General features: G+C 61.1%; 14 protein-coding genes. 1 reads left to right on the top strand and 13 read right to left on the bottom strand.

What is annotated here, in order from left to right; genetic code table 11:
- From H6678_08540 to H6678_08500, 9 genes are all read right to left on the bottom strand, one after another.
- Entirely contained in the window at positions 1-1,575 is a 1,575-nt protein-coding gene (locus H6678_08540) for a hypothetical protein (protein MCB9473843.1), read from the bottom strand.
- A complete protein-coding gene (locus H6678_08535) occupies positions 1,572-2,078 on the bottom strand; it encodes a TlpA family protein disulfide reductase (protein MCB9473842.1) in 507 nt (168 codons plus the stop codon). The genes H6678_08540 and H6678_08535 overlap by 4 nt, the downstream gene beginning before the upstream one ends.
- 71 nt (positions 2,079-2,149) lie before the next feature.
- Positions 2,150-2,884, bottom strand: a complete 735-nt coding sequence (locus tag H6678_08530) for a T9SS type A sorting domain-containing protein (GenBank protein ID MCB9473841.1) — start codon at positions 2,882-2,884, stop codon at positions 2,150-2,152.
- Positions 2,885-2,923: 39 nt separating this feature from the next.
- Positions 2,924-4,147 (bottom strand): TlpA family protein disulfide reductase, encoded by a 1,224-nt coding sequence (locus H6678_08525; GenBank protein ID MCB9473840.1) that lies wholly within the window; start codon positions 4,145-4,147, stop codon positions 2,924-2,926.
- Positions 4,144-4,863: a response regulator gene (locus H6678_08520; protein ID MCB9473839.1), complete on the bottom strand. Its 720-nt coding sequence runs from the start codon at positions 4,861-4,863 to the stop codon at positions 4,144-4,146. The genes H6678_08525 and H6678_08520 overlap by 4 nt, the downstream gene beginning before the upstream one ends.
- Positions 4,864-5,094: 231 nt before the next feature.
- Positions 5,095-5,919: a hypothetical protein gene (locus H6678_08515; GenBank protein ID MCB9473838.1), complete on the bottom strand. Its 825-nt coding sequence runs from the start codon at positions 5,917-5,919 to the stop codon at positions 5,095-5,097.
- Positions 5,920-6,181: 262 nt separating this feature from the next.
- Positions 6,182-8,014, bottom strand: coding sequence for a T9SS type A sorting domain-containing protein (locus H6678_08510; GenBank protein MCB9473837.1), 1,833 nt, complete (start codon positions 8,012-8,014; stop codon positions 6,182-6,184).
- A 319-nt stretch (positions 8,015-8,333) separates the two neighbouring features.
- Positions 8,334-9,503, bottom strand: a complete 1,170-nt coding sequence (locus tag H6678_08505; protein MCB9473836.1) for a T9SS type A sorting domain-containing protein — start codon at positions 9,501-9,503, stop codon at positions 8,334-8,336.
- Between the two features lie 376 nt (positions 9,504-9,879).
- Positions 9,880-11,043 carry a T9SS type A sorting domain-containing protein gene (locus H6678_08500; protein ID MCB9473835.1) on the bottom strand — a complete coding sequence of 388 codons (1,164 nt, stop codon included), beginning with the start codon at positions 11,041-11,043 and terminating at the stop codon, positions 9,880-9,882.
- A 341-nt stretch (positions 11,044-11,384) separates the two neighbouring features.
- Between H6678_08500 and H6678_08495 the strand changes: the two genes are divergently transcribed.
- Positions 11,385-12,584, top strand: coding sequence for an aminotransferase class I/II-fold pyridoxal phosphate-dependent enzyme (locus H6678_08495; protein MCB9473834.1), 1,200 nt, complete (start codon positions 11,385-11,387; stop codon positions 12,582-12,584).
- Positions 12,585-12,825: 241 nt separating this feature from the next.
- Here the strand turns inward: H6678_08495 and H6678_08490 are convergent, their stop codons facing one another.
- The 4 genes from H6678_08490 to H6678_08475 all read right to left on the bottom strand — a co-directional run bounded on the left by H6678_08490 (position 12,826) and on the right by H6678_08475 (position 18,893).
- Positions 12,826-13,017, bottom strand: coding sequence for a hypothetical protein (locus tag H6678_08490; GenBank protein MCB9473833.1), 192 nt, complete (start codon positions 13,015-13,017; stop codon positions 12,826-12,828).
- Positions 13,018-13,834: 817 nt separating this feature from the next.
- Positions 13,835-14,671, bottom strand: a complete 837-nt coding sequence (locus tag H6678_08485) for a DUF72 domain-containing protein (protein ID MCB9473832.1) — start codon at positions 14,669-14,671, stop codon at positions 13,835-13,837.
- Positions 14,668-18,225, bottom strand: coding sequence for a hypothetical protein (locus tag H6678_08480; protein MCB9473831.1), 3,558 nt, complete (start codon positions 18,223-18,225; stop codon positions 14,668-14,670). The genes H6678_08485 and H6678_08480 overlap by 4 nt, the downstream gene beginning before the upstream one ends.
- Positions 18,222-18,893, bottom strand: a complete 672-nt coding sequence (locus H6678_08475; protein MCB9473830.1) for a DUF4159 domain-containing protein — start codon at positions 18,891-18,893, stop codon at positions 18,222-18,224. Before H6678_08475 ends, H6678_08480 begins: the two co-directional genes overlap by 4 nt.
- Between the last annotated feature and the right edge of the window lie 16 nt (positions 18,894-18,909).

Below are 18,909 nucleotides of genomic sequence, written 5' to 3'. Positions count from 1 at the left end.
CTAGAACTGCAGGGTGTACTGCAGCTTGGCTCCGCGGAAGGGAGCCACGATGCGGCAGTTGCCGCTGCTGCAGACCAGTCCGCCACGCAAGCGGCCCGCGAAGACCGTCAGGCTGTGATGCAGATCCCCCGGAGTGGCAAAATCATAGCGCGCCTCCGTGGAGCCCATCCAGTCCTCGTTGGTGTCGCTGTGGTGCTCGAAATCGGCGGTCAGGTTGAACGAAAGATCGGGCAGCGGAAAAATGTCCATCCAGAGCAGGGCCAGATCCTGGGTGTGCTTGTCGTACACGGCTTCACGCGAGAGATACTCGGCGTTCAGTTCCAGCCCGCGCACCAGGGGCAGCGGTGTGTAGAGACTGCCTGACAGACCCATGTTGCGATACAGAATCGAGGGCGCATCCACGCGGGCCTCGCTCTCCTCGGCCCAGGCCAGCCCCAGCATCACATGCTTCGCGGAAGGCATGGTCCATTGCCAGTTGGCCGTGTACTCCTGATAGGCGTCGCGGACTTCCTTGAGCTCGGGCAGCAGCGTGGCGCTGGAGGATTCGGGATCCATGCGTGAGGTCTGGGCGGCCGAGAAGAAGACTTCCATCTCATTCCGGAACAGGCGCTGCAGCTCCAGCTGGAAGCCAACCTCATCGTCGAAATGATTGAAGCGCTTGCGCTTGCGAGCGATCAGGCGCGAGGGGATTTCCTGCTGCACGATGGGCGGATTGTTGAAGCGCAGTTTCTCGCTGGTCAGCCGGTAGTACTTGTACTCGGCGCGCACGCTCCAGTCGAGCAGCTGGGTACCCACGGCAGCGTAGGTGGCCACGCCGCCCTTGCCGGCCACCCTGGCTTCACCCTCGGGAACCACCTGCTCGAGGTGACTCACGAAGAAGTCCCAATTGCCCAGATACTGGCTCAGGTAGAGTTCGCGGTTCTCGACATCCTGGTTCAGCGCATCGGTCTCGGCGTCGATCACCACATCGTCCACCGTATTCCAGGCCAGACCCAGAGTCGTCCGGTCGCGAGTGAATTCCGGATTGATGCCCAACAGGTTGCCGTAGTAGTCGGAATGCCCGGCGACGGCTTTCAGGGCCACGGTCTCACCAAGGTACTCGAGGTAGCCGCCCTGCACCGAACTGTCCCAGGTGGTGGGCGTGTCCTCGCGCTCGATCTTGTCAAGCAGTGGATTCTGCAACTGCTCGTCGCGGTAGAGGCTGAGAGACATGCCCCGGCCGAACGTGGTGGAGATGGTGCCCGCCCGCAGCAGCACGGGTCCTTGCCATTCCAGCGAGGCGCGCAGCAGGGAGGCCTTGCGGATCAGGGTGGAGTCGATCGTGCGCGTATCCGGAAACTCCGAGGGAGACTGCCAGGCCAGCGCCGTGTTGAGCCGGAACTGCTTCCAGCTCAGGTCCGTGTCCAGAATGGCTTCGCGGTATTCGCGATCCAGCAGATCGTTCTGACTGTTGCGGATCTCGCCCTGGCCCAGATTCAGTCCAAGGGTGCCCGTCCAGCCGATCTCATCAGCGTGCGCCGAGCCGGTCAGGATCGCGCCGGCCAGCAGCAGGAGCCGCAGGTTGCATGAGTTCATTCGCCATCGGCCTTGGTCTTGAACATGCTCTCGACGAAAGCGGCCAGTTCCTTCTCGTCACCCGGGCGATAGCCACTGTGGCGATAGATCACATCCTCGGCCGTGACGATCAGCGTATACGGTGGATTCTGGCCCTTCAGCTGCTTCATCACCTTGCCGTTGGCATCCAGCAGCACGGGGTGCTCCCACTTCTGGCTCATGGCGTAGGGCCGCACTTTGCCCTGGCTGCGCGGGCTGTCAATCGAGACCAGCAGGAGCTGCATGCCCTGCTCGGCATGTGCGTCAACAATCTCGATCAGGTGGGGAATCTCCTTCTTGCACGGCTCACAGAAGGTGCCCCAGAAACTGATCAGCACCGGCCCCTTTTCCAGCATCGGGGCCAGTTCGACGGTCTTGCCGCCAATGTCCTTCAGGCTGAAATTGACACTCTCCCCGGCCATGGCCGAACCAAGGCAGCACAACCCGACAAGCAGGGCGGCGAACCAGCGAAATCGCAAAGGCATGAATCGTCTCTCCGGATATGGACACGCGTGCTCCGGCCAGTGGCCAGAGCACGCGCGTTGAGCGGTTGGATCTAGCGGGCCAGGACCATCTTGCCGTCCCGGCTGCCCCAGGGCGTCGAGAAACGGTAGAAGTACAGACCGGACTGCAGGCTGGAGCCATCGAAACTGACTTCGTGCAGACCGGCGGAGTAGCCCGCATCACGCACAGGACTGGCCACCAGCTGGCCCGTGATGTCGTACACATCCAGACTGATGCGCGCATCGGAGCGCAGCTCGAAGGGAATCCGGGTGGTGGGGTTGAAGGGATTGGGGTAGTTCTGGCTCAGAAAGAACTGCCGGGGCTGCACGTCCACGGAAACCTGGTCGGTGATGGTGATCGTGACCGTCAGATCCACCCCATTCTCGGGGCAGTTCTGGGGAAGAATGCTCAGGTCGTAGACTCCGGTATCAAAGGCTGGAGTGTTGGTGACCACCTGCACATCGTAGAAGTCCAGATCGCCTCCGGCAATCGTGTCGGTGTATACCACATGGAAATTGTTCAGTTGCCACAGTGGATAACACAGAGTCACATTGCGACACAGTGAAACCGTCCAGGCGTCTCCGCCGGACACTCTCTCGAAATCCAGATCCACGGCCTGCGCGTCTTCCCCTGTGTTGACGAAATCGAAGTACATCTTGTAGGTCAGCGGAAACTCCGGGTTCACCAGAACGGCTTCGGGGCTTTCCGGAGGCGTGATTTCCAGGCATTGCGAGAAAGCGGGTGCCGCGAGCCATGTCAGGCACAGCAGCAGGATCCAGTTCTTCATGATATGCTCCGTGTGTTGATTGGGTCGTTGTCGCGCCAGCTATTCGGCCAGCAGTTGCTGCACCAGACTGGTGAAGGTCTCTTCTTCCACCTGGCCGACCACCATGCGGATCACACCGCGGCGGTCCAGCAGGAAATTCTTGGGAAAGACCTGCACACCGGCCGCGGCCGCCAGATAGGGCGCCTGCAGGTCGGCAAGGAAATCGATGGTGTACTGTGGGTTGTCGGTGACCCACCCGCTCTGGGTGGCCAATGGTTCAATCGGGTCCAGCGACAGGATGCGGAAACCCTCGTCAAAATGCTCGCTGAGCACGTCCTGCAGCAGGGGGAGTTCGGCCTGGCAGGGGACACAGTTGATGAACCAGAAATTGACCAGCACCACTCGTCCGCGATAGGCACTGAGTCGAAAATCGCTGCCGTCCGTGGAGCGCGGCAGGGTGAATTCGGGAAAGAGCTGGTTCAGCTGATAGCCTTCGGAGACGGGTGTCCAGTCGAACTCGGCGGGCGCGTCACACATTCCGCTGAGAGTGCGTGAAACTCCTGCCTGATAGGCATGGCCCGGCAGGTAGGCGCTCAGCCAGGAACCCGGCGTGGGATTCCGCAGCTGGTCGTTGATGAGCACCACCGGCACGCCATCGAGCATCACCTGCACATCGGTGGTTCCGGGAACGATCTGGAGATCCTGGTCGTCGACCCAGAGCGTATCCACTCGTCCCGCCTGGTCGGAATCCAGTTGAATCACGGCCTCGCCACGGTTGCAGCTGCCGTTCGACACGGAAATCAGCACGGGGGTGTCCGGAGGAAGTTCGATGCTGGTGGGCGTCGTGAAAGGCAGCACGGCTCCTTCAACGCTCAGCGGCAGGCCGTTCAGTTCAACACCGGCATGGGTGAAGGTGCGGATGGTCGTAGAGTAGTAGTCCGCATTCTGCACGCGGTCGAGCGCCACATTCTCGCTCAGCTGGGTGACACCCGCGGGAAACTGCAGGGACAGTGTGTGAGGTTCGTGCAAGGAGGAACTGAGCAGGATCTGGTTGCTGCGGTCCAGCGAGAGACCGGTCAGTTGCACTTGTGGGGTTTCCGCATTCACGGAACGCTGGAATGGAGGCGAGTCATTGACCGTGATCTCCAGCGTCAGGGGCGTCAGCGGGAACTCCGCGTCGCTCACCTGGAGCAGCAGGACGCCGTAGTCCCGGTTCTCTTCGATCTCGCAGGCCGCCAGCAGAAAAACCAGAGCAAGCAGCCAGATTCCGTGCACACGCTTCACGAACGTCCTCCTTCGAGCGATGCCTTCGACCCACCCAGGTCGATCATCTCGTCGCCCCCGTCGTTGCCCCCCAGGGTGGGGTGGCGCTGGATCACGGGCGCGGTCAGATTGCTGAGCTTCTTCACCGCATCCCGGATGCGTCGGCACTGGCTCAGCACGGCGGTCAGGTGGTCCTGCTGCTGGTCGGTCAGGCTGGAATTCAGCTCCATCTGCAACAACTCGGCCCGGCCCTGGATGACCGCCAGCGGGTTGTTGATCTCATGCTGGATCGTGACCGCCGTCTGCAGGATGCCCTGAAGATGCCGGCTGCGCGCCAGTTCCTTCTGGAGAAAACGCACGCGCAAGCCGCTGCGGATGCGCGCGAAGACCTCTTCCTTGTCGAAGGGCTTCTGAATGAAATCGTCACTGCCGCTGTCCAGGGCGGAGACCAGGTCTTCCTTGCCGGACTTGGCGGTAATGGTGATCAGATAGGTTTCCTTCAGATCCTCGTCATCCTTGACAAGGCGGCAGAGTTCCGGGCCACTCATCCCGGGCATGACCCAGTCGGTGATGACCACGTCGGGATGCTGGGCACGGAGCATCACGAAGCCCTCCTCGGCGCTGAGCGCCCGGCAGACCCGGAAACCGCGCTTCTGGAGCTGATGCTCCAGCTTGAATCCGCCGACTTCATCATCGTCGATGATGCCGACCAGGGGGGCGTCCTCATTCAGCTCCATTGAGCCTCCGTTTCCCGGATGGGTTGATGCCTTCGTTGGCGCAAGAACCGAATGGCGAAGGTATCACTTCAGGCCGGGGGATGGAATGCCAAGCCCGAAGCCAGAAAAATTGTCGCGAGAGAAAGAGCCGGCCATGGGGCCGGCTGTTCGGTCCGGAATAAGGCGGCGGGCTCCGCTGTGCCGGGCTGGATGCAAAGCTCGGCGCGCGATTGATGAGCCCACCGCGAGGGTCTAGTCCAGAGTGCCGCTGACAGGGTCGAAGCCGTAACTGCCGTTGCCGATGACCACTTCCCCGCCGTTGCTGCCGAAGGTGATGGTGGCTTCGCGATGGATGACTTCGCCATTCCGGACAGCATCATAGATGATGACGATGGTGCCTTCCACGGGAACCCGTCGCCCATCCACGATCACGATCCGCAGATCCGTGGCGGCCAGGGTCATGGTGAACTCGTAGGTACGAGTCGCGTCACCGAAGACCATCTCGCCAGAACCGGCTCGTGAGTGGCCACCATTGACCAGAGCGCCAGCGATCTCATCGTTGAGTTCGCGGATCTGCCACTGGTCCATGCCGCTGTTTTCCCAGCTACCCCGACGGTTCCAGCTGCTGCCCTCGAAATCGAAGGTGGTGTCCATGCCCTTCACGGTGCCAAGGCTGTCCCGGCGCTCGACGCAGTCACCATTCTCGTCCATCAGGTGAATCGTCCGGACGCCCTGCCAGCTGTGGCCGGCGAATTCACCTTCGCGACTGCGTTCGCGGCTTTGGGTCCAGGTGCAGGTGGTGGAATCGAAGACCATTTCCGCCGTGGCGAAGTCCTTGGAGACTGGCTGGTCGGCTCGGTCAAGCAGGGTGCCCAGGTCCGCCTCGTTGAGGGTGCGTTCCACGGCATCCAATACACCACCGGTTTCAAGGGCCACGTTGTCCACGATGATCACGGCCGCTTCATCATTGACGGCAGTCGTGGTCTCGGTCGTGGAGAGGCTGTTGTCACTGTCGCTGCAGGCGCCCATCACCAGGGCCGACAGCAGCCAGAGCGCAATGCGCATGGGTCGTGTCATTGTTGAAATCCTCCGGGCTGAACTTGGATCGATATGCCAGTGAAACGCCGGGCCTGCCCCATTATTGCGCCGACGGCAGCAGTCCAGCAAAAAACAGGACAAGAGACAACCTCTTTCCAATGCCCGGTGCAGAACCGTACCGTGCAATGGCTGGTGACCTGCGTGGGAGCCCTGCCCTGGGGCGTGTCTTTCCGATCACAAAAACAAAACCGCCCCCGCACGTTGCCGTGCGGGGGCGGATCGCAAGCGAAAGGCGCTGTGCTTACTTGACCAGGACCATCTTGCGGGTCTGGCTCACACCCTTGGACTCGAGGGTGTAGAAGTACATGCCGGAAGTCAGGGCGCTGGCGTCGAAGTTGACGTTGTGGGCGCCGCTGGACATCATGCCGTTCACCAGGGTGGCAACCAGTTCACCATTCAGGCTGTAGACCTTCAGGCTGGTCTCGGCCGTCTCAGGCAGATTGAACTCGATGCTGGTGCTGGGGTTGAAGGGGTTCGGGAAGTTCTGGCCCAGCGTGAAGTCCACAGGAATGTCCTGGGCATCGGCGGGCGGGCAGAAGTCCTCGTACCACACGTTGATGGAAACCTGATCACAGCAGGCGGCCGGGGCGTCCACCACGAAAGTGGAGCTCATGGTGCCGTCATTCCAGTAGAGGCTGGGCAGCAGACCGGCGGACGCATCGTTGGGGAACCAACCCAGCAACGAGCCGTTCTGGGCGACACCCACGAGGTGCGTGCAGGGATCGATGGCAGCGTAGGGCGGCAGCACCTGGATCACGAGGGCATAGCACTGGGCGTTGAAGTCGGGCTGGAACAGGTTCATCCAGACTTCGCCACCGTCGAGCTGATCGATCGTGTGTCCGTTGGTGAAGGAGCCCGGTCCGATGTTCAGTTCGGAGCAGAAGTCACACAGATTGACATTCAGGGTCAGCGCGTTGGCTTCGCCCTGATAGTCGACCCAGTTGAACTCATCGGTGGCCACGATCGGGTTGGTCGCGGTGTTGTCCTCGGGGTTCAGGCAGGGAGCGGCACACTCGACGTCCAGAATGTAGGGACCCTGGGCGTTGGTGTAGGGAGCCGTCACGGTGATGTAGTACTGGCCCGCGGGCAGAACGCCGATATCCAGATAGGAATCGAAGCCCGTGCCGCTGTCGTCGTCGGAGTACAGGACGGCATCGCAGAAGAAGCTGTTGAAGTCGATCACCTCGACATAGGGATCGCAGCCCCAGCCGAAGGCGTTCTGGCCCGGAGTATCGTCGCCGTAGACATTGATCGTGACGTGCTGATCGGTGGCCAGCTGGAGCCAGAAGTGGTCGGACTCGTTGATGTCATCGATCTCGCCGCAACTGGTGCTGCCGCAGAACACTTCATTCACGAAGTCGCCGCACTGATCGGGCTCGATGTTGCTGATGGCACCGGCCGGGCACTCGAAGGCAGTGGGCAGGCAGGCGGTGTCGTCGGAGGTGACCAGAACTTCGTAGTCGCCTGCCTCGGTGTTGTCGTAGCCGTCGATCACGAGATAGTAGGTGCCGGGCCCAAGGCAGCAGGTCAGGTAGCTGCGGTAGGGAAAATCTTCGCCGTCGTCGTTGATGCTCACGATGTCTCCGGTGGCATCCAGCAGGGCGATACAGGTATCGAAGGTGGTGCCGGCCAGACGGGTGTCCGCGGTGACGGTGCTTTCCCCGGCAAGGGTGAACACATACCAGGCATCTTCGGAGGTCATTGACGTGGAATAGGAATCATTCGTGCAGGTGAATCCCGGGGTGCGGGGGTCACGCGAAGTCTGGTCGTTGCCCTTGCCCAGGGTGCTTCCCGTGTTGCTGTAGCTGCCCGCGACAAAGACGATCGGGGTCGCATTGCCGGCGTTGTTGCCGCCATCACGCTGATTGCCGAGCAGATTCGTGGGCATGCCATAACCATAGACGTCGGCAGCCTGCTGGCGCAGTTCGCGCGGGATGATCTGCCCGTCTTGCTTCAAGGCCTTGATCTGGGCGGCAACGGGCGTATTGCTGTCCAGCGGCTGGATGGCACTTGTGCTCGCCAGAGCGCTGCCGGCAACCAGCAGCACCATCGTGGCACAGAGGATTTTTTTCATGGACATACTTCTTCCTTTCGTGTGAAGGACACGGTGAACAATGTGTTCGTTGGTTTCCAAGCGCGCAGGTTTTCAGGACACAAACAGCCAGCAAGAACAATGCCAGAAGAGACTCACGCGATCCGCGTGGTTAACTCGCATTTATTCAATGAGTTGAAGCCAGCATCATTTGCATCGGATTTGGTGATGCGCTGGATCTTGAACAGTGGCTCAACAGTTCTGAACACTTGCTCAGTGGCGAGATCACGCAAACGAAAAAGCCCCCCGGCACGGGCCGGGGGGCAATTCTTCTGATCATCGAAATCAAGGCAGGGTGAAATTACTTCACCAGAACCATCTTCTCGGTCATGCTCTGGCCGGCGACATTCAGGGTGTAGAAGTACACACCGCTGGTCAGCTCGCTGGCGTCGAACACCACACTCTGGGCACCGGCACTCACCACACCATTCACCAGGGTGGCCACGGCCTGGCCGGCCATGTTGTACACGGTCAGGTTGGCCTCGGCGGTCTGGCCCATCACGAAGTTGATCGTGGTGCTGGGGTTGAAGGGGTTCGGGAAGGCCTTGCCCAGCTCGAAGGCGACGGGCATGTCCTGGGTGTCGGACGGGGTGCAGGAGCTCACGCAGAGGGTGAAGTCGCCCTTGGAGGAACCATAGCCGTCCACGGCCACCAGGATCGGACCGGCGGGCAGCCAGCAACCGGCGGCATAGCTGGTGATCTCGGACTGCAGACTGCACTCATCGTCGTCGGTGGCGATGGGGGTTCCGCTGCCGTCGTACAGGGCCAGCACGGTGTCATAGGTGGACCCGCAGAGGCTGACGGTGTAGCAGCCGCCGGTGGACTCGAACCAGTACCACACGTCCGTGGAAGCGCCCGACGAGGTGGCGCTGTAGTAACCGGTGTAGCAGGCGTGCTGGAACAGGGGCGGCAGGTTGTCGTTGGTGGCCAGGGTAGTGTTGCCGCTGATGCAGGCACCATCAACGGTGATTTCTTCGGCATCGGCCATGTCATCATTGGCCGGGGGGCCAGCGGGCGGATCACAGGCCGCGCCCATGGTCAGGTTGAAGAGTCCGAACTCGCCTGAACCGTGGCCGAAGCCATGGATCACGATGATGTACTCGACACCGTCCGCGAAGATCATGTCGTTGCAGGTCATGTTAGTCTGCCAGCCACAGGGGCCGCTGGGGCCGTCCTTGTAGAACAACTGGGTTCCTCCGCAAGCGTCGAAGACGCGCACATCGGTGTCGAACTCGGTCAGGGGATCGCAGGTGTCGAAGGCAATGCCAGCACCGGTACCGGTGTAGGAGAAGAAGAAATCCTCGCCCGCGGCGATGGAGTACGTGCCGGATGCCAGCGGCGTGGCGGCACTGCAATCGGTGGTACGGCTGGACCAGTCGAAGGTCTGGATCTCGGTTTTGCGGCTGGAATCGGCCATCGCGGCACCGGCCACGATTCCGCAGACCACAAGAGTCGTCAGGGCATTCTTCATTGGGCTCTCCATTTCTTCAGGTAACTGTGACTTTCCTGGCGGACTTCAGGGGGCACAACCCATTGGTCCTATCGTTCGAACAAAAACACGCTTCCATCGCACTGAATGACAGTGACGGACCATGGCTGATGATGGATGATGCTGGTGGCATCAGGTTTTAGGTGCCAAGAGTACTGCAATCCGTGTGCCAGAGAGGTCAGTTCATTCCAAACTGTTGGAATTGTGTTAGTTGCGCATCTGATGCCTACGGGAAGCCAATCCGATCACACGACCGAATCTCTACAGGCAGCGCAGGATTCAGAACAGGAAGGGCCCCCGCCCAGTTGGACGGAGGCCCTTCGACCATACAAGGTCTGTCGCGCAAGTCAGGCTGCGCTTACTTCACCAGAACCATCTTCTCGGTCATGCTCCGGCCGGCGACATTCAGGGTGTAGAAGTACACACCGCTGGTCAGCTCGCTGGCGTCAAACACCACGCTCCGGGCACCGGCACTCACCACACCATTCACCAGGGTGGCCACGGCCTGGCCGGCCATGTTGTACACGGTCAGGTTGGCCCGGGCGGTCTGGCCCATCACGAAGTTGATCGTGGTGCTGGGGTTGAAGGGGTTCGGGAAGGCCTTGCCCAGCTCGAAGGCGACGGGCATGTCCTGGGTGTCGGACGGGGTGCAGGCGCTAACGCAGAGGGTGAAGTCGCCCTTGGCGGAACCATACCCGTCCACGGCCACCAGGATCGGACCGGCGGGCAGCCAGCAACCGGCGGCATAGCTGGTGATCTCGGACTGCAGACCGCACTCATCGTCGTCGGTGGCGATGGGGGTTCCGTTGCCGTCGTACAGGGCCAGCACGGTGTCATAGCCGGAACCGCAAAGGCTCACGGTGTAGCAGCCACCGGTGGACTCGAACCAGTACCACACATCCACGGCGGAGCCGGTGGAGGTGCTGCTGTAGTACCCTGAATAGCAGGCATGCTGGTAGAGTGGTGGCAAGTTGTCGTTGCTGGCCAGCAGCGTGCTGCCACTGAGGCAGTCGCCATCCACCAGGATTTCAAGCGCATCGGCCAGATTGTCGTTGACCGGAGGTGCCGGAGGAGCCGGGCAAGGCTCGCCGACAATCAGTTCGAACAGCCCATACTCCGATGTATTGAAGCCGCTGATCACGATCAGGTAGGACTGGCCACTCACGAAGGTGTAATCCTCGCAGGTGAGATAGGTGGCCCATCCGCAGGAGCCCAGCCCGTCGCGGTAGAAGTTCTGGGCGGGGTCGCTGCAATCGTCAAAAATCCTCAGGTCGGTGTCGAAGTCCGTCAGCTCGCTGCATGTATTCAGCTCCAGTCCGGTGCCTGTGCCCGTCCAGGAGAAGAAGTAGGCCTCGCCGGACCCGATCGAGTACACTCCGGCGGCCAGGGGCGTGGCATTGTTGCAGTCGATCGAGCGCGAGGCAAGATCAAACTGCGGGATGTCACTCTTGCGGCAGGAATCGGCCAGCGCAATGCCAGCGAACAACACCGTGGTCAACAGAATGATGGGCAGACGCTTCATGTGGGGTTCCTTTCGTCAGGGTCACTCGTGAGAACTTTCCCTCCTTCCCCGGGGAAAGTGGGCACGCGACGAAAGGACAGCTGGCAAGCGTCATGCCAATTCAGACAAATTTTGCAAATATAATCATTACAATGTCTTGCAGACCGACGTTGTATGAAGGGATGAATTGTTGTGACGAATTTGACACAATCGGCGACGGGATTCTGACAATTTTGTCTTTGCTTTCCCGATCCCGGCTCCCGCACAAGGCTGGCGCCAAGCAAGCCAAGTGCTAAGTTGGGCGCGACTGTCCACTGCCCGCCGAAAGCTGGAACGGGCGCATTCGAGGAAGGCACGCCACCATGGCCATCAAGCCGGCTCACCGAACCGAGAAGATCACCTATGCCGTTCGCGACATCGTCCTGATCGCCGATCAGGCACGGGCCGCCGGCAAGGAGCTTCTATACCTCAATATTGGCGATCCCAACATCTACGATTTCCGCACTCCCGACCACCTGATCGAGGCCACGGCGGAAGCCATGCGCCAGAATCACAATGGCTACAGTCACAGTTCGGGAATCGAGGAAGCCCGCGATGCGATCCGCCGCGACGCCCTGGGCAAAGGCGTGAAGGCCATTCGCGACATCTTCGTGACCACGGGCGCGTCGGAAGCCATCGAAATCGCGCTGTCCGCGCTGGTGGACCAGGGCGACAATGTGCTGGTGCCGGCTCCGGGTTATCCGCTCTACACCGCGCTGCTGGCCAAGCTGGAAGCGGAGCAGCGCTCCTACCTGCTGGATGAGGATCATGGCTGGCAGCCGGATCTGGCGGACATCGAAGCCCGCATCGACAGCCGGACCCGCGCCCTCGTCCTGATCAACCCCAACAATCCCACCGGCTCGGTATGCGACAGGGAAACGCTTCTGGGTGTACTGGACCTGTGCCGGCGCCACAATCTGGTCCTCTTTTCCGACGAGATCTACGACCGCCTGCTGTTTCACGGACAGCAGCACCTGCCCAGTGCCTCGCTGACCGACGATGTCTGCGTGCTGACCTTCAGCGGACTGTCGAAGAACTTCGTGGCACCCGGTTTCCGGATTGGCTGGTGCATCGTTTCCGGTCCGGAAGAGCATTGCCGGGACTATCTGGACGCCATGCTCAAGCTGACCCGGGCCCGGCTCTCGGCCAACCATCCGGCCCAGTACGCCATTGCACCGGCCCTGGATGGCGACAAAAGTCATCTGGAGAACATCATCCAGATCCTCGAGCGGCGTGCCGACCTGACCGATCGGGTGCTGAACCAGATTCCCGGCATTCGCTGCGTTCGGCCCGGGGCCGCATTCTACGCCTTCCCCAGCCTGGATATCCGTTCCGATGATGAAAGCTTCGTCAAGGCCCTGATCCGTGAGACCGGAGTCGTGGTCGTGCACGGCGGTGGTTTCGGCCAGAAGCCGGGAACACGGCATTTCCGCCTGGTGACCTTGCCTGACGACCGGATCCTCGAACGGGCCTACCAGCGCATCGGCGATTTCCTGGCCGATTGGACACGTGCCGAAGCCTGAGTGACGGGCCACGACCCAGGCCGCTGTGACTCCTGCCTTACTCTGCCGGAGTCACAATCGCGCTCAAGGAACACTCTCCATTGGTACCGCCATTCCTGTCGCGATATCGTACGAAGGCGCAATTCCAAAGCTGGTTCAGAGTCATCTCGCGTTTCCAGGGGCCTCTGGGCTTGTTGGATTTCGTGCAGTGCTTGGCGGGAATTGAACAGGGCAGCTCGTCAGCGGCGTCATGCAGCGCCCTTCACTCATTGATTTTCAAGGACTTGCCAATCCATGCCTCATTGGCACAAAGCTTGCTCATCTGAGCCACGAAGGAATTGGGTTCTTCAGAAGAGAGGGTCCTGGGTGTCCGATGGATAAGTACTTCGACATCCACTTCCATTGGGACAACCTCCCCGTCATTAGGCAGATGGCGCGCAAGGTTGTTTTCCATTCGAATCTCCTTTTCTCCTCACCCGTGTTTCTGATTTTGCTATTGGTTCTGTGTCTGTTTGGCATGTAACCAGGGCCAGCCGCTATCTTTTTCTGAAGAACCCTTTCCTTCGTTTGTTCGGCAGAATCAGAAACGTTTTCGACTTCAACATCTGATCTCTCTCTCTCTCCATTCCTCAGGGAATGGCGACGATATTGTGCAAAGGCAAGCATGTCTGTGCGGCATCTGTTTGTTTGTTTGCTCTGTTCTGGAACGGGCGGTTGTAGCGGCCATTAACCTGTTCCCGTAAGCTGCTGTTCCTGCTAGGGTTGTAGGGGCAGGTTACGCAAAAGCGACAGCGTTGGCAAACGTGGTGTGCAGAAGCTGTACAGAGAGAAAAAGTCTGAGAAGCTTCACGGGTGAGGCAACTTCAGCAAGTGCTTGTTTTTTATAGAGTACCCATTCGCTTCCCGGACTGGCACAATGGTTGCCTTGTCTTGGAGCGAATGGGTTTCTTTTTGAGTCTGACTGGTTGATGGGCACCCTCGAGCTCCCGATCTATCCCCCTTGATCGCCCTCGAGTTCCCTACCACACCACACCGTTTGATTTTGCTAATCAAGCCGTCAACTGGTCAAGCCGCTATCAAAAGGAAACCCATTCTTTATTTGTCCGCAGCGTTCCTTATGGCGAATGATCGACCCGTACAAATACTCCGATCGTCTTGGCAATCAAAGCTAGAATCGACAGGATTCGACTCCCCACCAGCCCAATGACCCGGAGATGTGCCGGCAACAGCCCGTCGGGAATGGCTCTCCGTGCTGGGGGAATCGGCTCGGTTCAGGGCCTTGGGGGCAGGCTTTCCAGTGCCATCAACGGGAACAGGTCCTGCTGGGCTTCGCCGAAGGGGGGCAGTGTCATCTCAAGGCGTCGAGCCAGCTGGGCCAGGCTGGTCGGGGCGAAACCGTTCCAGTGGTTGGAGCAACTGAGGAAGACCTCACCCTGGCGCTCGAGAGCACGAATCTGGTTGCGGTAGTACAGGAAGTCGCTGTCGCGATCCAGCCCGATCTGGCTGACCGGCCTGGAGTTCTCATCGCCGCAGAGGCGAATCACACTGAATGGTGCCGTCAACTGCAGTTCCCGATCGAGCAATGGATGGTCCACCAGGCAGAGCGCGATGCCGAAGTTGCGCAGCATGTCATAGGTCCGCGAGCAGAACCAGGTGGGGTGGCGGAAGTCCAGCGCGAAGCGGAAATCCCGGGGCAGGCCATCGAGGAAGGCCACCAGGCGGGCACTGTGGGTCGAGTCCATTTCCGCGGGGGTCTCGATGATGATGGGCGCAAGCTTGTCTTCCAGCAGGGTTGCCGCCTCCAGAAACTGAAGCAGTTCGCCCGTGCAGTCGGTGAACCCCAGCCGATGGCTGATCTCGGAGGGCAGTCGCAGGGAGCAGCGGAAGCTGGCGGGTGTCTGGCGGTCCCAGGCGCGCACGGTCTCAGGCCGGGGACTGACGTAGAAGGTGCTGTCCATTTCCAGATAGGAAAAGATCCGGCTGTAGTACGAGAGATACTGCCCGGTGCTGAGCCGGGCAGGATAGAAACCGGATTTCCACTGGGGATAGTTGTAGCCCTGACTGCCCAGCGAGACCATCGCTGCGGCTGCGCCATCCGTGGTATTCATTCTGCCTCGTCGACCCTGTCTTCCGCTCGGGTTCCGTCACTCTCCAGCGCCCGGAAATAATCCCGGATCAACTTCTCATATTCGGGCGTGTATCCCTCGCGCAGGGCGCGCAGCAGGTCCTGTTCCAGACTCTCCGTGTTCTGGACACCCGACAATTCGGGTGGGGCGGCCGCCTTCAATGGATCGGCACTGCGACTCTGACGTTTCTGCGAGAAGTCCTGACGACGCACGGACTGCTGGGCTTCCAGCAGGCGAGTCAGAATGCGTTCCTGCAACATGCGTGTGCGCTCTGTGTACTGCTGATTCGCCAGATCCTTTTCGACTTCCTTCATGTCGCTGGCCACCTGGCCCATGTCGCCCAGCACCTGCTGCTCGCCCGGCTGATCGCCGGGACGTTTGCCAGACCCGGGTTGCGGCTCGCCTTCTTCTCCCGCCTCACCCTGACCGGGCGTCTTGCCCGAGCCCTTGCTGCGTCCTTCCTGACCCAGCTTGGCCGCCAGAGATTCCATCTGCTGACGCAACTCACCCTGCTGAGCGGCGGCGTCTCCGAAGGACACGGACATGGGCTTCTGGGAATTGCCCGGCGTGTTGCTCATCAATTTGCTGCACTGGCCATTCAGACCCTGTTGGCGAGCGCTGGCCTGAGCCAGTTGCTCCATCATTTCCTCGAATCCGCTGGAGCTGCTGGCCTGCTGCATCTGGCTCTTGGCTTCCTTGAGGGCCAGAATGGTCTGGTTCACATTTCCCAGGACATGGGGTCCGTTGCGTCTCAGCTCGCCCAGATTGCGTTCCTCGTAGGACACCAGCATCCGGTCCAGACTGGACAGCCCGGCACCCAGCAAGGCCAGGGCGCGCTTGGGAATCAGAAAGCTCTTCATGCTCATCGCACCCACGGCATCCGCGCAGGCGGCCACGCCCAACCGATTCTCCAGTGCCTGCTCCGCCAGCACGGGCAGTCGCGCCGAGCGGGCATCCAGATCGGTGTTGCCCGCGTTGACCTTTTCCTGCAGATGGGAAAGCACCAGCAGTTCCTGACAGACACGGTCGATCTCGCGGGCCATCTCGTTCTTCGAGTTGTTGCTGGCCTGTTTCGCGGCATCCTGCATCTGGGCGGCCAGACTCTCCAGATCCAGCTCCAGCTTGTCGCTGTCCTGTTGGCTCTGCTCGCCCGTATCCCCCGCCTGCAGTTGCTCGCTCAGTTCCTGCATGGCCGATTCGGGCTGTGCCTGCTGAACCTGCTCCTGATAGCTCTGCAATTGCTCCCGCGGCATGGTCGACTTGTCGGAGAAGTCCTGCTGGAACTGGCCGATCTCCTTTTGCAGCTCCTGGAAGTCCTTGCGCAGGGCCTGCTCTTCCGGGGCCAGCTCCTGACCGCTGCGCTGGTCCATGTCCTGGCCAAGCTGGTCCTGGCGATCGGCCATTTCCATCAGGCGACGGCCGAACTCCTCCAGCTTCTGCTGCATGCGCATGTCTTCCAGCACCGAGAGAAACTGCTCCATCTGGCGTTCCATCTCCTTGAGCAGGTCCTTCATTTCCTGAAGGTTCTTCTCGCGCGGTGCCTGGGGTGTTTCCTCGGCCTGGACCTGCTGGGATGCCTGTTTCAGCTTCTCCATCAGTTCGGGATCGATGGCCTCCTTGAGCAGTTCGCTGAGCCGCATGAACTTCTGCTTCAGCTCCTCGGAGACCATGTTGTTCATCTCAAGCTTCTGCTGCAGCTGCTCCAGCTTCTCGGAAGTCTCGGAGGCCTGCTGCATCAGCTCTTCCTGCCGTTCGGTGAGCTGCTTCAGCTTCTGCTGCTGCTCCCAGCTGGGCTCGGGCTGCTTGCGCATTTCCTGACTCAACTCCTGCAGGTGGCGGCTGTTCTCGCGGGTCTCTTCGAGGATCTCGGCAGCCTCGCTGGCCAGATCGCCCTGGTCCTCCTCCACTTCCGCGTACAATTCCTCCATGCCGGGCACCTTGAGTGTATACAGCACGCTGCGTACGGACTTGGCTCCGTTCCAGCCGTCGTTGTCAAAGACTTCCAGATAGAAGTGCACACGATCATCGGGCAGCAGGCCGGCCGGGGACAGGTCCCAGTTGTCATCAAGTGTGGCCCTCACGCGCTCGCTGCGGTTGAGCGGCAGATCCTTCTCGTGCCAGCCCTCGGGTGGTGCCGTGAGCTGCGACGGGTCGGGAAGTTCTTCCCCGTGGCTCAGCAGGCCCGAGCGGATCGTGTAGACAAGCCGCAACCTGCCGATGCCGTAGTCGTCCTCGGCCACAGCCACCAGCTTCTGGCTCAGGTCACGCTCCAGCCGCCCCTCGCTCTCGGTGGGCACCAGCACGCGCAGGACAGGGGGCTGATCGGGAATCACGCTCAGTTCGTGGGCCAGATCACCGCGGGTCGGCAGACCTTCGTGATCCAGGAATGCCAGCTCCCATCGACCAGCGCCGCGGGCAACGAATTGCGTTCTGAAGGCCAGCGAATCGCCCGCGTCCCCAAAATTGTCCAGCAAGGATTTCTGCTCGGGGCCCCTGCCCGCCTCCAGCGACAGCGTGGCCAGAGACACGGGTTCGCTCAGTCGCCCGCTCAACTCCACCCGGCTCCCTACGGGGCAATGCACGTCTCCCAGCCCCTCGGGCAGCTCCTGGCGCGGCAGACCCGTGTAGGCGGGTGGTTGAAAGGCGACACGCAGCTCCCTGAGAACGGGCGGAATCCGGACCAGAACATCCAGAGTATCGGAGTGGATCTCGCCGGCAGCGGCCCAGAATCGGGTGCTGACCGCGGGGCCAAGGTCCTCGGCCCGGGCGACTCCGCGCTTGAGTGGCAGGACTCGGCGAACCGGTTCTTCATGGCCCACCTGGCTGAACAGTTCCACCTGAGCCGGCAGTTCGGTGCCCCGGGGTTCCACCTCGATGCTCAGGCGTTCGCCCAGGATGAGCGTATCACGGTCGCTGCTCAGCAGCAGGCTGAACGCTGCGGGTGGACGGAAGTCGCGCTCGGGGTGCAGAATCCGCTGCAGGGCGGTCAGGCTGTCGTGTCCCCCGGCCAGGGCGATCAGCACCAGCACCAGGGCCATTCCGGCACCGGATTTCAAGGCCCTGGTCCGGCTGGCCAGAGGCAGACTGCGACGGTCCTCGTGGCGATCGAGGGCGGGCAGCAGCTGGTCCAGACTGGCCAGCATCAGCTCGGGATCGTAACCTTCCCGGTTCTCGCGCGAACCATTCTGCAACTGGAGCGCATTCAGCAGGCGATCCCGGATCTCAGCGGAACCCCAGCCCAGCTGTCCGGCCAGCTCTTCGTCAGAAGGTGTACCGCGCCGTACTCCAAAGATCCAGAGAGCGGGAACCAGCAGACCCGCCGCCCAGAGCCAGAAGCCCAGCTCGAGGAAGTGCAGCAGGTTCTGGCGTGTGTCAAGGGAATGGTCACCCGTGTGTTCCAGGATCGCCAGCACAAGGACATGCAGGGGCAGCAGCCCCAGCCAGAACCCCCAGGCCCGCTGCACCTGCGCCCATTTCAGCTCACGCCGGAAACGCGCCAGTCGTGCCAGTACCCGGCTGTGTCCCGTACTGCTCATTGGCCCATGCTCCAGACCAGGATGTTGCACCCCATCTCAAGGGCCTGGCGACGCAGATCGGCCGGGTCATTGTGTACGTCGGGATCTTCCCAGCCGTCGCCCAGATCGCATTCCCAACTGTAGAACACCACCAGCCGTCCTTCGTGAAAGATGCCGAAACCGCGAGGCGGCTTGCCGTCGTGTTCGTGGATCTTGGGCAATCCGCGCCCATAGTCGAACTGGCTGTGGTAGATGGGATGGGAGAAAGGCACCTCTACCAGCTCGTACTCGGGAAACACCTTGCGGATCTCGCGGCGGAAGTGCTCGTCCAGGCCGTAGTTGTCGTCCACGTGCAGGAAGCCGCCGCCGATCAGCCACTCCCGCAGGCGTTCGGCCTGCAGTGGCGTGAACTGGATGCGGCCATGTCCGCTCATGTAGAGGTAGGGGAAGGCGAAGAGACGGGGATCGTCGGCCTCCACCACTTCTTCGCGGGGGGCCACATCCAGAGTGGTGTTCTGCCGCGTGAAGGCCAGCAGATTGGGCAGGCTGGTGGGATCGCAATACCAGTCGCCACCGCCATCATACTTGAGGCGCGCGATGGTCAGCGGGGCGGCCTGCGCCGCGAGCGCCAGACAGAGCCACCCCGTGAGCCACAGGCACAACCTGGCTGAACGGGTAGGGCTCGCCATGCTGGAGTCTCCATGA

The sequence above is a fragment of the Candidatus Delongbacteria bacterium genome (assembly GCA_020634015.1).
Classification (GTDB): domain Bacteria; phylum CAIWAD01; class CAIWAD01; order CAIWAD01; family CAIWAD01; genus JACKCN01.
The sequence above is the reverse complement of the archived record's forward strand: the minus strand, read 5'-3'. Positions and strand labels throughout refer to the sequence as shown.

What these genes read in the sequence shown, in the direction of transcription:
- H6678_08540 (MCB9473843.1), bottom strand. Translation starts at nt 1,575, where the DNA reads ATGAACTCATGCAACCTGCGGCTCCTGCTGCTGGCCGGCGCGATCCTG.
- H6678_08505 (MCB9473836.1), bottom strand. Translation starts at nt 9,503, where the DNA reads ATGAAGAATGCCCTGACGACTCTTGTGGTCTGCGGAATCGTGGCCGGT.
- H6678_08510 (MCB9473837.1), bottom strand. Translation starts at nt 8,014, where the DNA reads ATGAAAAAAATCCTCTGTGCCACGATGGTGCTGCTGGTTGCCGGCAGC.
- H6678_08485 (MCB9473832.1), bottom strand. Translation starts at nt 14,671, where the DNA reads ATGAATACCACGGATGGCGCAGCCGCAGCGATGGTCTCGCTGGGCAGT.
- H6678_08500 (MCB9473835.1), bottom strand. Translation starts at nt 11,043, where the DNA reads ATGAAGCGTCTGCCCATCATTCTGTTGACCACGGTGTTGTTCGCTGGC.
- H6678_08475 (MCB9473830.1), bottom strand. Translation starts at nt 18,893, where the DNA reads ATGGCGAGCCCTACCCGTTCAGCCAGGTTGTGCCTGTGGCTCACGGGG.
- H6678_08480 (MCB9473831.1), bottom strand. Translation starts at nt 18,225, where the DNA reads ATGAGCAGTACGGGACACAGCCGGGTACTGGCACGACTGGCGCGTTTC.
- H6678_08490 (MCB9473833.1), bottom strand. Translation starts at nt 13,017, where the DNA reads ATGGAAAACAACCTTGCGCGCCATCTGCCTAATGACGGGGAGGTTGTC.
- H6678_08495 (MCB9473834.1), top strand. Translation starts at nt 11,385, where the DNA reads ATGGCCATCAAGCCGGCTCACCGAACCGAGAAGATCACCTATGCCGTT.
- H6678_08515 (MCB9473838.1), bottom strand. Translation starts at nt 5,919, where the DNA reads ATGACACGACCCATGCGCATTGCGCTCTGGCTGCTGTCGGCCCTGGTG.
- H6678_08520 (MCB9473839.1), bottom strand. Translation starts at nt 4,863, where the DNA reads ATGGAGCTGAATGAGGACGCCCCCCTGGTCGGCATCATCGACGATGAT.
- H6678_08535 (MCB9473842.1), bottom strand. Translation starts at nt 2,078, where the DNA reads ATGCCTTTGCGATTTCGCTGGTTCGCCGCCCTGCTTGTCGGGTTGTGC.
- H6678_08530 (MCB9473841.1), bottom strand. Translation starts at nt 2,884, where the DNA reads ATGAAGAACTGGATCCTGCTGCTGTGCCTGACATGGCTCGCGGCACCC.